12 protein-coding genes are annotated in these 13,303 nt (G+C 63.7%); 6 read left to right on the forward strand and 6 right to left on the reverse strand.

Features of this window, described 5'->3' with window-relative positions:
* Window positions 1–15: 15 nt before the first annotated feature.
* Together P2T57_RS02705 and P2T57_RS02710 are read right to left on the reverse strand one after the other, a co-directional pair.
* The gene (locus P2T57_RS02705; protein ID WP_276300938.1) at window positions 16–1,395 is read right to left on the reverse strand and encodes an ABC transporter substrate-binding protein; all 1,380 of its coding nucleotides are present in this window, start codon (window positions 1,393–1,395) and stop codon (window positions 16–18) included.
* 350 nt (window positions 1,396–1,745) lie between these two features.
* The gene (locus P2T57_RS02710; RefSeq protein ID WP_276300939.1) at window positions 1,746–2,399 is read right to left on the reverse strand and encodes a hypothetical protein; all 654 of its coding nucleotides are present in this window, start codon (window positions 2,397–2,399) and stop codon (window positions 1,746–1,748) included.
* Between the two features lie 176 nt (window positions 2,400–2,575).
* Between P2T57_RS02710 and P2T57_RS02715 the strand changes: the two genes are divergently transcribed.
* Window positions 2,576–3,988 (forward strand): class II fumarate hydratase, encoded by a 1,413-nt coding sequence (locus P2T57_RS02715; RefSeq protein WP_276300940.1) that lies wholly within the window; start codon window positions 2,576–2,578, stop codon window positions 3,986–3,988.
* A gap of 233 nt (window positions 3,989–4,221) precedes the next feature.
* Entirely contained in the window at window positions 4,222–4,629 is a 408-nt protein-coding gene (locus P2T57_RS02720; protein WP_276300941.1) for a hypothetical protein, read from the forward strand.
* On the opposite strand, the gene P2T57_RS02725 is transcribed toward P2T57_RS02720, so the two are convergent.
* Window positions 4,626–5,357, reverse strand: coding sequence for a TMEM165/GDT1 family protein (locus tag P2T57_RS02725; protein WP_276300942.1), 732 nt, complete (start codon window positions 5,355–5,357; stop codon window positions 4,626–4,628). The two genes, P2T57_RS02720 and P2T57_RS02725, sit on opposite strands and share 4 nt — an antisense overlap.
* A 188-nt stretch (window positions 5,358–5,545) precedes the next feature.
* Complete coding sequence (locus P2T57_RS02730; RefSeq protein ID WP_276300943.1) at window positions 5,546–6,265, reverse strand: hypothetical protein; 720 nt, start codon at window positions 6,263–6,265, stop codon at window positions 5,546–5,548.
* Window positions 6,266–6,437: 172 nt separating this feature from the next.
* Between P2T57_RS02730 and P2T57_RS02735 the strand changes: the two genes are divergently transcribed.
* Window positions 6,438–7,112, forward strand: a complete 675-nt coding sequence (locus P2T57_RS02735; RefSeq protein ID WP_276300944.1) for a hypothetical protein — start codon at window positions 6,438–6,440, stop codon at window positions 7,110–7,112.
* Between the two features lie 192 nt (window positions 7,113–7,304).
* On the opposite strand, the gene P2T57_RS02740 is transcribed toward P2T57_RS02735, so the two are convergent.
* Together P2T57_RS02740 and P2T57_RS02745 are read right to left on the reverse strand one after the other, a co-directional pair.
* Window positions 7,305–8,105 (reverse strand): ABC transporter permease subunit, encoded by an 801-nt coding sequence (locus tag P2T57_RS02740; protein ID WP_276300945.1) that lies wholly within the window; start codon window positions 8,103–8,105, stop codon window positions 7,305–7,307.
* Entirely contained in the window at window positions 8,102–9,208 is a 1,107-nt protein-coding gene (locus P2T57_RS02745) for an ABC transporter ATP-binding protein (protein ID WP_276300946.1), read from the reverse strand. Before P2T57_RS02745 ends, P2T57_RS02740 begins: the two co-directional genes overlap by 4 nt.
* Between P2T57_RS02745 and P2T57_RS02750 the strand changes: the two genes are divergently transcribed.
* Genes P2T57_RS02750 through gatE form a run of 3 tightly spaced genes read left to right on the forward strand, consistent with a single transcriptional unit; the run spans window position 9,207 to window position 13,087 of the window.
* A complete protein-coding gene (locus P2T57_RS02750) occupies window positions 9,207–9,671 on the forward strand; it encodes a PH domain-containing protein (RefSeq protein ID WP_276300947.1) in 465 nt (154 codons plus the stop codon). The two genes, P2T57_RS02745 and P2T57_RS02750, sit on opposite strands and share 2 nt — an antisense overlap.
* Window positions 9,668–11,182 carry a PH domain-containing protein gene (locus tag P2T57_RS02755; RefSeq protein ID WP_276300948.1) on the forward strand — a complete coding sequence of 505 codons (1,515 nt, stop codon included), beginning with the start codon at window positions 9,668–9,670 and terminating at the stop codon, window positions 11,180–11,182. Before P2T57_RS02750 ends, P2T57_RS02755 begins: the two co-directional genes overlap by 4 nt.
* A gap of 36 nt (window positions 11,183–11,218) precedes the next feature.
* On the forward strand, window positions 11,219–13,087 hold the full coding sequence (gene gatE / locus P2T57_RS02760) for a Glu-tRNA(Gln) amidotransferase subunit GatE (RefSeq protein WP_276300949.1): 1,869 nt from the start codon (window positions 11,219–11,221) through the stop codon (window positions 13,085–13,087).
* Window positions 13,088–13,303: the final 216 nt, after the last annotated feature.

The raw sequence follows: 13,303 nt of genomic DNA on the forward strand, positions 1-13,303 counted from the left end.
ACGTGGGAATTGCCTTCAGTTGAACGCTCGCTTCATCTGCTTGTAGGTCTTATCGACGTTCCACCCGGAAGTGAACGTGGTCATCGCGTCGCCGAAGTTGCTCTTGACCTCCGGCGGGATGGCGAGACCGTGCTCGATGGACTTGACCTGCGTCTCGGAGTTGGCGAAGTCGTCCATCTGCTGGCTCAGGAAGGGACCGAACTCGTCCTTGGGCACGTCGGTCCGGGGCGGGATGGACCCCTTCTTGGGGTTGAACCGCTCTTGGGCGTCCACACTGCCGACGTACTGGAGGAACTTCTTGGCGGCCTCGGGCGACGGGTTGTTGGTCGGCATGGGGAACGAGTCCATGTTGAGCGCGTAGACGCCTTCCGTTCCGGGGAACGGCACGTGGTTCCAGTCGGACTCGTACTCGAAGCCGTCCTGTCCGCGGTACATGCCCGCGGCCCAGTCGCCTTGGTGGAAGAAGGCGGCCTTGCCGTTGATGACCTTCTTGTTGGCCTCGGTCCACGAGATGGACCCGGCGTCGCTGTTGAAGTGACTCTGGAAGTCTTTGACTATCTGGAGCGAGTCTTTGATGGCGTCCTTGTTCGCCTCGACCTTGCCCTCGGTGAAGGCCTCGTAGGTCTCGACGCCGTACTCGCCGAGGAGGACCTGCGCCCAGAGCTGAGAGGTGGACCACGCCGACTTGGTTTGGTGGGCCATGCCCACCGCGTCGGTCTCGGACTCGACGGTCTCCATCGCGGACACGAGGTCACTGGGCTTGGAGATGGACGAGGGGTCTACGCCCGCGTCCTCGACGACCTTCGTGTTGTAGAAGAGGTTGTTGAGTCGGTGGATGTTGAGCGGGACCGCGACGAACTTCCCGCCGGGCTTGGCGGCGTCCTTCGGTCCTTGGAGGTAGGCATCCTTCATGCCGTTCTCGCCCCACACGGACTCGCCGATGTCCTCCAGCTTGTTGGCCTCGACGTAGGGCTGAAGGTTCGCGCCGGGCCACGCCTGCCACGAACTCGGCGGGTTGTCGTTCAGGACGCGCTTCTTGATGACGGTCTGGAGGTTCTGGCCCGCACCGCCGGACACGGGGTTCTGGTTGACTTCGATGTCGGGGTACTCCTGCTTGAAGCCCTCGAACAGCGCCGAAACGGCCTTCGCGCCGTCGCCGCCGGTCCACCAGTGCTGGACCTCCAGCGTCTCGTAGTCGGTCGAGGACTCCGTTGTGGTGTCCTCGCCATCCATCGACTCGGTGGTCTCGTCCGAACCCGAGTCGGTCGTGGTGTCCTCGTCGTCACCGCCGCCGCCCATACAACCTGCCAGAGCGGTGACACCGAGGGTGCCCGCACCGGCTACTTTGAGATAGTCGCGCCGAGAAACGTCGGAACCTTCGTTGGCATCTGTCATACTGTAGCCTACGAGATTTCATCTACCACCACCCACTTAAACGTTGTTGAAATTAATGCAGAACCGAGTAAAGTGTTACTCGGTAACACACCGATAGAGGTGTGGGTACACTCCGACTCACGCCCCCGATTTGGGGAACTCGGCCGGGAAAACAGTTCCGACATCGGGGAATTTATTACCTTCTCAACACTACGGAGCAGGATTTCTAGGCAAATAATCAACTATTCTACGCCCGAAACCGACCGCTCTGGGACCGGTCGTTCCCCGAGTCCGACGCGGACTCGACACCTAGAGCAATCAAAAGACAATTTAAAACAATATTTAGTTGTTTGGGGCAGTTGTATAGTTGTTCAACAGATGTGACCGCTCGTCGCGCACTCGCAGGTCTCGCACGAGCAAGAGGTCCCGATAAGGGTGTTGCAGTTCTCGCAGTTCTCGTCACACTCGTATTGCTTGAGGTACGACTCCTTGTCGCCGCCACAGCAGTCGGTCGTACACTCGTCTTTGATACACCCCTGCGGTCTGACCTCGCTGTCGGTAACGAGCGTCCGGTCGCCGCCGTCGGCCGGTTCGACCAGCGCGTAGGCCTCGTCGCGCTCAGGTTGGACGAACAGGGTGAGTTCGTGGGTCTCGCTACTGGTCGAGACCGACGCGAAGGCGGTCGCCGTCCCGTCTTCGGTGACACCGGTGACGCCCGCCCGACCGTCCTCGGCCGTCGGGTCGAGGCCGCTCTCGGTCGGGTCGATGTCGATGGTCAGGTCGCTGAAGGCGAACTCCTCGGCCACGAAGCCCTCGGCCACGAGCGTCCGACGGACCTTCTCGGCGTGTTGCTCGAAGGCCGCGCGAAGTCGTTGTTCGTCACTGTAGGCCCGAGTGAGGCGTCGCTTGGTCTCGACGGCGGCGACCGAGTTCGAGGACGCGCCGAGGCCGATACCGGCGACGGCGGCCGACCCGACAGTCTTGAGAACGCTTCGACGGTCGAACTGGTTGTCATTACCTGACATGCATCTAATGATATTTCTGTTAGAAGTTAAATTTATTCTAGCTAACTAGAACTGTTCGGAGCGACGCTCCTCGGCGTGACGGAACTGTCCGCGTCACCCCGTGTCCGCGGGACCCGGCGCGGCGGCGAGGCCAAGTGCGCACGATATTTATCTGCGGGGGAAGGACCTTCGAACGTATGAGCGACGAGGACTACCGTATCGAGGAGGACAGCCTCGGAGAGATGCAGGTACCGGCCGACGCCTACTGGGGCGCACAGACCCAGCGCGCGCTCCAGAACTTCCCCATCTCGGGCATCACGTTCGGGCGGCGGTTCGTCCGCGCGCTCGGCGTCGTCAAGAAGTCGGCGGCCCGAGCGAACCGGGACCTCGAAATGATTCCCGACGACAAGGCCGACGCCATCGTCGAGGCCGCAGACGAGGTTATCGAAGGCCAGCACGACGACCAGTTCCCCGTGGACGTGTTCCAGACCGGAAGCGGGACCTCCTCGAACATGAACGCCAACGAGGTCATCGCCAACCGCGCGACCGAAATCTACGGCGGCGAAATCGGCACGCGCGAGATTCACCCCAACGACCACGTGAACTTCGGTCAATCCTCGAACGACGTGATTCCGACCGCGATGCACGTCGCGTCCCTCGAAGCCGTCGAGAAGGACCTCCTGCCCGCGCTCGACAGCCTCCGCGAGGCCCTCGAAGCCAAAGAAGACGAGTTCGACGGCGTGGTCAAGACCGGCCGCACGCACTTGCAGGACGCCACGCCGGTCCGCCTCGGACAGGAGTTCGGCGGCTACCGCACGCAGGTCGAGAAGGGCCTCGCCCGCCTCGACCAAGTTCGGGACCACCTCTCGGAGTTGGCGCTCGGCGGCACCGCGGTCGGCACCGGCCTGAACACCCACCCGGAGTTCCCGGAGAAGGCGGCCGAGTACATCTCCGAGGAGACCGGCGTCGAGTTCCGCGAGGCCGACAACCACTTCGAAGCGCAGGCCGCCCACGACGCCATGTCGGAGGCCCACGGCGCGCTGAGAACCATCGCCGGTTCGCTCAACAAAATCGCCAACGACCTGCGCCTGTTGGCCTCCGGGCCGCGCAACGGTCTGGGCGAACTCGAACAGCCCGAAAACCAGCCCGGTAGCTCCATCATGCCCGGCAAAATCAACCCCGTCGTCGCCGAGGCAGTCAATCAGGTCCACAAGCAGGTCGTGGGCAACGACGCCGCCGTGAGCGCCGGTGCCGCCGAGGGGCAAATCGACCTCAACCTCTACAAGCCAGTCCTCGCGCACAACTTCCTCCAGTCCGCCGAGATGCTCGCCAACGCCTCCGAAGTCTTCGGCGAGAAGTTTGTCCGCAAACTGGAAGCCAACGAAGAACACTGCGAACAGCAGGTCGAACAGAGCATGGCGCTGGCCACCGCGCTGAACCCCCACATCGGCTACGACAAGGCCAGCGACGCCGCCAAGACCGCCCTGAAGGAGGGCAAGACGGTCAAGGAAGTCGTCGTGGAGAAGGGCTACCTCAGCGAGGAGGAAGCCGAGGAGGTCATCGACCCCGAGAAAATGACCCATCGCGGGATTCTGGGTAGCGACGACTAGGAGCGAACGGACTAGTTCTTCGTTTTTCTTTTTGTGACGAATGACGGGAGTTCGGCAGAGTTGTGAGGGTTGCCCCGATAATTGAGGGACGGTCTGCTTCGAACCTTCTTCTCGGTACTCCCGACGTTCGTCCCTCGCTCGCTTCGACCGACAGCAGGACAGATGCAGACTTACAAATCCACTTTCCGAAAACGCCCGTCAACCGTTTCAGGGAGGCTACCGTGCCCTAATCCATGTCCGACGACCGACACGGAGACGGGGAGACGGCGAACTTCAAGATGACGCGCAACGAGGCCCGCGTGGTCATCGCCGCGCTCTCCGACGAGGAGATGACTGCCTCTAGCGACCGGGGGATGCGCATCCAGAACATCCAAGACCGCCTCTCTGCGGAGTTCGACTTCGACGAGCATCGCGGGGTCGAGAAGGGCGAGATGGCGGCCGAGGACGACACCGGATGGCTCGACAACGACGCCATCTTCGGGGACAACGACCCCGACGACGCCGAGCGAATCGAACTCTCGCGCGGCGAGGCCAACGTGGTGACCGACGCGCTCGCCGACTTCGAGTTGGACGAAACCAAAGAGAACGCCGGGACCGCCGAGAACGTGCGCCAGCGAATCGCCGATTCGTTCGACCGCTAAATCAGCACCGCAACCGGAATCGCGGCCGAAATCGCGCCGGCCAGCGTCCCGACGATGGTCTCCCAGACCGAGAAGCCCGTGACGATGGACAGCACGGTGTCGAGACCGAAGAACAGGAACAGCGCCGCGCCGGCGTAGTGGGCCTTCCGTGCGTCGAACTTGTGGGAGAACTTGTGGAAGAAGAAGGCGTTGGCGATGCTGACCGGGATGATGGCCAGCATCTCACCCACCCAGATGGCCGGGGTCGCGCCGTACTGGACCGCCAACCCGATGGTGACGAGTTGAGTCTTGTCGCCGAATTCGCCGGCCGCCATCATGGCGAAGATGGGGAGAAAGCCGCCGAAGGCGTCGGGGACCTCTCTGCCGAACACCGTCATGTCGATGTCGCCCGCGCTCGTCACGCCGCCGTCTATCTCGGTGCCGCCGTCTGTCTCGGCGGGTATCTCGCCTCGCTCCGGCGCGGACCGCACGAGGAGAACCGCGAAGGCGAGGAACAGAACGGCGGTGAAAGCGTCCAGATAGACCGGCGGGAGTGCGCCCTTGAGTTGGTTCCCGAACCAGATTTCGAGCGCGGTCCATCCGGCGAACGCGCTCCCCGCGGCAGAGACGACGACCCACGGGTTGTAGCGCGTCGAGAGGCCGGCGATGATGAACTGGACCTTCTCGCCGGGGAGAACGAGCAGTTGGGTCGTGAAGGCCACGACCGCGATTTCGAGCCAACCGGTCATCTGTCGGCCACCTCCGCGGTCGGTCCGTGGAGGAGACCGGACGAACCCACCGTGGTTTCGGATAGCATGATTACTATGGTTTAGACACGTCTAAAGTAAAAAGGCCTTTTCTTCTAAATGCTCCTGCGACTGAGTGAGTCGCTGAACCGTCCGACGAATCGAGCGACCGGTCCAAACCGAGCGACGAACTACCAGTTTCGACTGCGTTCGAGGTAGAGGTGGCCGAACGCGAGACCGAACAGGGGAAGCACGCCAGCGGTCAGTCCGGCCGAAACCAACCTGCCGAGGACGGTGTACTGGCCGAGCGCGCTCGCCGCGACATTCGACCCGACGGCGAGGCCGAAGTAGCCGACGCTGACTCCGAACACTGTCGCCGCGTTGCCCTTGCTGGCCCGCCATCCGGCCCGGAGGCTTCCGACCGGTCCCGTCCCGTCGATGACGCAGGCCGGGTACGCCAGCACGAGTCGGTGAAAGAGGTAGACGCCCGGTAGGACGAACAGGATGAAGCCCAGCGCCGAGACGACCCACGTCAGCACGCCGGTCGCAAAGAGCGCCGGAAGCCGAGTCACAGCGTGTCTGAGTCGGTCGGCGAGCGAAGGGTCGCGCTCCTCGACGGCGGCGTCGGCGGTGGCGTAGACCGCACCCCAGACCAGCGCGATGCCGACGAAGAAGACGAGGTAGACCGGCCACACCCACCCGTCGATTCGGGGCGGTTCGGTCGGCGGGGTCGCAGTCGGCGAGACGCCCACCAGCGCGACGACCGACAGGAGACCGACGGCGAACGCGAGACCCACGAGTTCGAGGCTGTCGGCGAGGACGCCGCGCGACCACCGAAGGGTGTCCACGGCGTCGAGTCGCCGGACGTGAACTCGGTCGTCCGGTTCGATTTCGTCGCCTCGCGTTCCCATATGCGGCGTTTCACAGGCTCCTGATATAAATATCGGGTTCGTGAATCGGATTCGGAGTCCGACGCGCACTCGCTCACATGCTCCAAACACCATAATTATATTACACATAAATGAAAGTTATCTGTCTAGAATTAGTAGAAAAATATTAATGTGGGTGGATTAATATGTTCGTATGGCTGACAAGCCAGATAAGAAGCAGTTGTTGGACAGTATCGCAAAAGACGACAGTGGAGCCGACCACGGCCGTCGGAAGGTTCTCCAGTCCGGAGCAGTCGCCGCACTCGCTAGCGCGGTCGGACTCGGAAGTGTCGCCGGTTCGGCCTCGGCGTCCGGTCAAAGCGACGACTTCGAGGTGGCCCAGAAAACCGCTAGCCGGAATCGGCTCAAAAACGCCGAACTGCTACTTGAGGAACTCGCCGACCAAGGGCTAATCTCGCGCGCTTCCCCGTCTGCCTTCTCGAACGCACCCCTCGGGAAGAACGACACCGGGAGCGCCGTCCTCAAGTACGGCGAGCAAGTCGTCCACACGTTCGTCGTTCGCTCGAACGGGACGAAGCTCACTATCAACCTGCCGGAAGGTGGCGACCCCTACGCCATCTACGCACCCGACGGTTCCGGTCCGGGCAAGCGCGTCCGCTTCGACCAAATCAAGGGCACTGTCGAAACGACGGAGATGGAGTACACCCAAGACGTGTCCGCGACTTCGGAATGTGGCTCGACCTGTGGTGGCAGTACCTGCTCCCCGGCAGGCAACTGTTGGCTCGAAGACCGCGAGTGTACCGAGAGCTGTCGGCAGGACAACGCGGGCGACTACTACTGTCACGACAACTGTTACTGCGGTTGTTGAGACGGTCCGAGAGCATCGACTCCCAAACTCCGTTTCGATTTTTAGCAGAAGGCAGGCGCTACGTCTTCGTCCTCGTGGAGTCGTTCGAGAGAACGAGGACCTCCCGTGATTGCAAAGCTCGGAGATTTTCCGACGACAATGTAGCCCACAGACCGAGGAGCGAACGCCGTCAGCTACACGCAAGTAGGTAGTTCACAGGTCGATTCGAGAGAGCCACCAGTACCCGATGGGAACCGGGACGACTGCCCACGTGACCAGAATGAGCAACATCGTCGGTGTCGCCAGTAAACTCCCCGCCACAGATTCGGCGTATATCGCTCGGGCCGGGGTGACGACTTGGCTGTACGCACCGAAAGGACTCAGCGTCCCGACGAAGTGAGTCAGTCGCTCGGCGCTCGTCGGCGGTCCCGGCGGAGACCTGTTCGGTCCCACGAGTATGCCGACGATTTGAGGCCACATGGCCGACCAGACGTAGAAGACGAGTGCCAATCCGATTGCTCGCAATCGGGTCGGAGAGATGGCCGAAATGACCGTTCCAACCGTGGTGTACACGACACAGAACAGGAGCGTGAACGTAGCAAGCCGCAGTATCCCTCGGGTTGCCTCGACCGAAAAGAGTGAGACGACGACCACCGTAAGTGCGAACCCAACGCCGACCGAAACGCAGGTCGCGGCCACCCGCGAGAGTAGTGTCCCGACGAACACGTCTGCCCGCGTCACCGGCGTACCGAACAGCAGTCTGAGGCGTCCGGACTCTCTGTCGGCCGCTATTGCGACCGCACTGGTCAGCAACGCCCCGAAGGGGAGGACAGTCCCGGCGACGAGCCAGAGTGAGAACGCGAGGAAGTCCCCGGTCAGCGGGTCGTTCGACAAGCCGTACCCGACGAGGGTGCCACCGAGGGCCCCTACCAGCGACAGCGCAACGAGAAACTTGCCGACGGCCGTCCGCCGAATCACCGTGAGTTCGTGACCGAAAACTCTGCCAATAGTCATTTGGGATCACCGCCAGTGACGACGGCATTCTGTTGCGGCGTGGCCGACCGATCACGCTCGACTATCGCATCGAACACGTCTTCTAAGTTCCTCTCCTCCAGTTCGAAGTCCCGGACCGAAACGCTTCGGTTGACAAGTTCGATTACGTCGGCTTTCACTTCGGGGGCAAGACAATCGACAGTCAGGGTCTGTTCGTCCACCCGAACCCGCTCGACGGCGTTCACTGACCGAACTCGTTCGAGACAGTCCGCGTCGGGTGACTCGTCGGTAAGCAGTTGCAGTCGCTCCGAATCGCTGGCTTGGTCCGTGAGACCGTCTACACCTTGAACCGAGACGAGACGTCCGTCGTTCACGATTCCGATACGGTCACACACGGCCTCGACCTCGGCCAGCCGATGACTCGAAAAAAAGACCGTCGTTTCTCGCTCCGATAGTTCGCCGACGAGTTCCCGGACGAGTGCGATTCCTCCGGGGTCCAACCCCGAAGACGGTTCGTCGAGTATCAAGAGGTCGGGGTCGCCCGCGAGGGCGGTCGCCAACGCCAGTCGCTGTCTCATGCCCTTGGAGTAGTCTCCCGCCGGGCGGTCGAACGCCTCGTCATCGAGTCCCACTCGGTCACGAAGGTCCTCCGGGTCGTCGTCGGCCCCTTTCAATCGCAGGATAGACCGGAGATGCTCTCGGCCGGTCATACCGTCGTACATAGCGTAATCGTCCGGGAGAACACCGATTCGACGTCGAACAGCACGCGGATTGTTCGCCACGTCCGTACCGAAGACGAGTGCCCGACCCTCGGTGGGTGTTGTCAACCCGAGAACGAGGTCAATTACGGTCGATTTGCCGGCACCGTTGGGACCGAGAAGTCCGAAAACTTCCCCGGACCGGACCGTGAGATCGATACCCTCGATAGCGGTCACCGGCCCGAACCGCTTCGTGAGCGAGTTCGTCTCGATGGCGTTCTGCGTGGACACACTCTCGATTCCGACCGGGAAAATATCAACCTGTTCACTTGATTTTTCTTTGTCTTGTTCGATACGCTTCCCGAGACGTTCGACAGCAACTGTATCAGGGGAACTTATCGGCGGCGAGGTAGTTCCCCAAGGCATGGAAGTGCTGAATCCGCGCGTCCGCCTCGTCTGGGGCGTCGGCGCGGCCGTGACCGCGGTCGTCTTCGGAGTCGTCGCGGCGCTCGTGGACCGATTCGCGCTCGGCGCGGGCCTCTGGGTCGGCCTCGCCGTGGCCGGTCTCGCGCTGGTGCTGGGGGTTGTCTTCGCCGTCCTCCGGTACCGAATCTGGCGCTTCGAGGTCCGCGACGACGACCTTTATCTGGAGCGAGGAGTACTCACCCGAGTCAATACGGTGGTTCCGTTCGTCCGCGTCCAGCACGTGGACACCCAGCGAGGACCGGTCGAGCGGGCGCTCGGACTCGCCAGCGTGGTGGTCTACACCGCCGGGTCGCGGGGCGCTGACGTGACGATTCCGGGTCTGACGCCCGAGCGCGCCGACGACTTGCAGGAACAGCTTCGCCGCCTCGCCATCGAGAGCGAGCGCGAGTCCGACGCCGTATGAGACTCCACCCGTTCTCGGTCCCCTACCGGGCGCTCTCGCGGGGGATGAGCGTCGGCCTGATGCTGTTTTTCCTCGGCCAGTCGCTGTCGGGGACCGACGCCCTGCCCTTCCCGCTCGCCGGTCCCGCACTAATCGCACTCGCCGGCGTCGGCGTCGTCGCGGTCGCGGTCTGGCAGGTCGCCTACTACCGGCGGTTCGAGTATCGCCTCACCGACGACGGCCTCGAAATCGCGTCGGGCGTCGTCTCGCGGCGCAACCGCGAGATTCCGCTCCGGCGAATCCAGAACGTGGACATCTCGCGTAACCTGATTCAGCGCGCGCTCGGCATCGCCGTGTTGGACCTCGAAACCGCTGGCGGCGGCGCGACCGAGGCCAGTCTCCGGTTCGTGGGCTACGACGAAGCCAAGCGCCTCCAGCGGGAAATCCAGCGCCTCAAGCGCGGCGCGGCCGAATCGGGGACGGGCGAATCAGCAGAAGGCGAGGAGCGCGACGACCGCGAGGAGGTCCTGTTCGAACTCCAGACCGCGGAGCTGGGCCTGCTCAGTGCGCTCTCGTTCGACTTCCGGTACCTTTCGCTGTTGGCGTTCGGCCCGGCGGCCTTCCCCTTCGTGCCGGGCCTGACAGAGGTCGCACTCATCGGCGGAGTGATGCTAGTCGCCTTCCTCATCGTGGCGCTCTGGGTCATCAGCGCCGGCGTCACCTTCGCCCGATACTACGATTTCCGCCTCACGCAGGTCGGCGACGAACTCCGGTACGAGCGCGGACTCCTCCAGCGATACGACGGGTCGATTCCGCTCTCGAAGGTCCAGACGCTCACGATGACCGAGAACGCGCTGATGCGCCGATTCGGCTACGCTACCCTCGCGGTCGAAACCGCGGGCTACGGGCCGGGCCAGACGCCCTCGGGCGGTTCCGAGGCCGCGATTCCGCTGGCGACCCGCGACCGGGTGGTTCGGCTCGCGCAGGACGTGGAACCGTTCGACCTCCCCGAGTTCTCCCGGCCGCCCAAGCGCGCCCGGACTCGCTACGCCTTCCGGTACGGTCTCACGCTCGGCGGCCTCGCCGTGGCGCTGGGTGCGTTGGAGGTCGTGATTGGTCCCTCCGCGCCCGGTCCGGTTCCGCTCTGGGCGATTCCGCTGGCGCTGGTCGTCCTCGCGCCGGTCGCGGCCCACCTGAAGTGGCGCAACCGGGGCTATGCGGTGGGGGAAAATCACGCTTTCACCCGGAACGGCTTCTGGGACCGGACGACCAAGGTGGTGCCCTACTACCGAGTTCAGACGGTGATTCAGACGAAGACCGTCTTCCAGCGCCGCCGGAATCTGGCGAGCGTGGTGGTCGATACGGCGAGTTCGGCCGGCAGGGTTGCTGTCGCGGTGGACTTGGACGCCGAGCAGGCGACCGAGTTCCGGGAGTTGGTCGGCGAGAAGTTGCAAGAGAGTTTACGAGAGCGGTGGCGCGAAGCGGCCGAGTCGAGTTCGACCTCGGACGACGAGTCTCGTCGCCGAGACTGAACGGTTTTTTACCCTTCGCCGACTCATTGCCGGGTAATGACTGACCACGACTACGAGGACCTCGGCCTCGTCGCAGGGTTGGAGATTCACCAGCAACTCGACACCGAGTCGAAGCTGTTCTGTGGCTGTCCGACCGAGCTACGAGAACCCGAGGAGGCCGAACGCGAGTTCACGCGCTTCCTGCACCCGACCAAGAGCGAACTGGGCGAGATGGACGAGGCCGCGCTCGAAGAGAGTCGCGTCGATAGGGAGTTCGAGTATCTGGCCTACGACACCACCTGTCTGGTCGAGGAGGACGACGAACCGCCCCATCGCCTCGACGCCGAGGCCCAAGAGGTCGTCCTCGAAATCGCGCAACTGCTGGATATGGACGTGGTGGACCAAGCCCACGTCATGCGGAAACTCGTCGTTGACGGGTCGAACACCTCGGGATTCCAGCGTTCGACGCTGATGGCGACCGACGGCGAGATTTCGACCTCGGAGGGGCCGGTCGGCGTCGAGGACCTGATGCTCGAAGAGGAGTCGGCCCAGCGCGTCGAGGAGCGCGAGGACGGCGTTCTCTACAGCCTCGACCGACTCGGCATCCCGCTGGTGGAAATCGGTACCAAGCCCGACATTCGGTCGCCCGAGCAGGCCCGCGAGGCCGCCGAGCAAATCGGGATGCTCCTGCGCTCGACCGGCAAGGTCAAGCGCGGCCTCGGGACGATTCGCCAAGACGTGAACATCTCCATCGAGGAGGGCGCGCGTGTCGAGGTCAAGGGCGTCCAGAGTCTGGACGACATCGACGACCTCGTGGCGAACGAGGTCCACCGGCAGGTCCGCCTGCTGGAGATTCGGAACGAACTCCGCGACCGGGACGCCGAGGTCGGCGACGTGGTGGACGTGACCGACACCTTCGCCGACACTGACTCGGGCGTCATCCGGGGTGCGCTGGACTCCGGCGGGAAGGTCACGGCGGTCCCCCTCTACGGCTTCGACGGTCTCGTGGGTGCCGAAATCCAGCCGGACCGACGCCTCGGGACCGAACTCTCCGACCACGCCAAGCGCCACGGCGCGGGCGGTATCTTCCACACCGACGAACTCCCGGCCTACGGCGTGACCGACGACGAGGTGGCGGCGCTCCGCGAGGCAGTCGGTGCTGGTGACGAGGACGCGGTGGCCATCGTCGCGGCCGACCCCGAGACGGCGGATTTGGCCATCGAGGCCGCCGCCGAGCGCGCAGAGACCGCCTTGGAGGGCGTGCCGGAGGAGACCCGCGGCGCGAACGAGGACGGCACGACCCGCTACCTCCGACCCCTGCCGGGCGCGGCCCGGATGTACCCCGAGACCGACGTGCCGCCGGTCGAACCCGACCCGAGCGAGGTCGAGACCCCCGAACTCCTCACCGAGAAGGTCGAGCGCTATCAGGACGAGTACGGTCTCGACGCGGGCCTCGCCGAGCAGGTCGCCTACGGCGAGCGCATGCCGGTCTTCGAGCGCGCGGTCGAATCCGGCGCTGACGCCACCCTGTCGGCCCAGACCGTCGAGAGTACCGTGACGGAACTCCGGCGCGACGGCGTGCCGGTCGAGAATCTGGCCGACGACCACTTCCTGCAGGTCCTCGACGCGGTGGCCGACGGCGAGACGGCGAAGGGCAACGTCGGCGAGGTCCTGACCGCGCTCGCCGAAAGTCCCGAGTTGACCGCCAGCGAGGCCATCGAGGAGGAAGGCCTCGGAAGCGCGGGCGAGGACGAAGTGCGCGAGGCCGTCGTGGGCGTCGTGGAGCGCAACGAGGAGCAGGTCGCCGAGGAAGGAATGCAGGCGTTCTCCGGCCTGATGGGCGAAGCGATGGGCGCTCTCGGCGGCAAGGCCGACGGTGACACCGTGAGCGAACTTCTGCGCGAGGAGATTCAGAAACGGGCTTAGAGAACGGATATTGTTTCTTTAGTATTTGTTTTTCTTTCCCGTGCTATTCTATGGGTTTCTTTTGCCGTATTAGAATGAGTGCAATCGTGGTCGTGAACGTTTATTGAAGCCCCCGCCCGGTCGCGGTCGCTGAGCGACATATCCGCGCCTCACCGCACCGCACCGCACCGGCGCGGATAGAGGTCGCTCAGACGACCAAGCGTTGCGCGACCGGGC

This window comes from Halorussus lipolyticus (genome assembly GCF_029338375.1).
GTDB classification, from domain to species: domain Archaea; phylum Halobacteriota; class Halobacteria; order Halobacteriales; family Haladaptataceae; genus Halorussus; species Halorussus lipolyticus.

Bases quoted from the DNA above. Each gene is read 5' to 3' on its own strand.
- P2T57_RS02730 (WP_276300943.1), bottom strand. From the start codon at position 6,265: ATGGGAACGCGAGGCGACGAAATCGAACCGGACGACCGAGTTCACGTC.
- P2T57_RS02715 (WP_276300940.1), top strand. From the start codon at position 2,576: ATGAGCGACGAGGACTACCGTATCGAGGAGGACAGCCTCGGAGAGATG.
- P2T57_RS02705 (WP_276300938.1), bottom strand. From the start codon at position 1,395: ATGACAGATGCCAACGAAGGTTCCGACGTTTCTCGGCGCGACTATCTC.
- P2T57_RS02750 (WP_276300947.1), top strand. From the start codon at position 9,207: ATGGAAGTGCTGAATCCGCGCGTCCGCCTCGTCTGGGGCGTCGGCGCG.
- P2T57_RS02740 (WP_276300945.1), bottom strand. From the start codon at position 8,105: ATGACTATTGGCAGAGTTTTCGGTCACGAACTCACGGTGATTCGGCGG.
- gatE (WP_276300949.1), top strand. From the start codon at position 11,219: ATGACTGACCACGACTACGAGGACCTCGGCCTCGTCGCAGGGTTGGAG.
- P2T57_RS02755 (WP_276300948.1), top strand. From the start codon at position 9,668: ATGAGACTCCACCCGTTCTCGGTCCCCTACCGGGCGCTCTCGCGGGGG.
- P2T57_RS02710 (WP_276300939.1), bottom strand. From the start codon at position 2,399: ATGTCAGGTAATGACAACCAGTTCGACCGTCGAAGCGTTCTCAAGACT.
- P2T57_RS02735 (WP_276300944.1), top strand. From the start codon at position 6,438: ATGGCTGACAAGCCAGATAAGAAGCAGTTGTTGGACAGTATCGCAAAA.
- P2T57_RS02745 (WP_276300946.1), bottom strand. From the start codon at position 9,208: ATGCCTTGGGGAACTACCTCGCCGCCGATAAGTTCCCCTGATACAGTT.
- P2T57_RS02725 (WP_276300942.1), bottom strand. From the start codon at position 5,357: ATGACCGGTTGGCTCGAAATCGCGGTCGTGGCCTTCACGACCCAACTG.
- P2T57_RS02720 (WP_276300941.1), top strand. From the start codon at position 4,222: ATGTCCGACGACCGACACGGAGACGGGGAGACGGCGAACTTCAAGATG.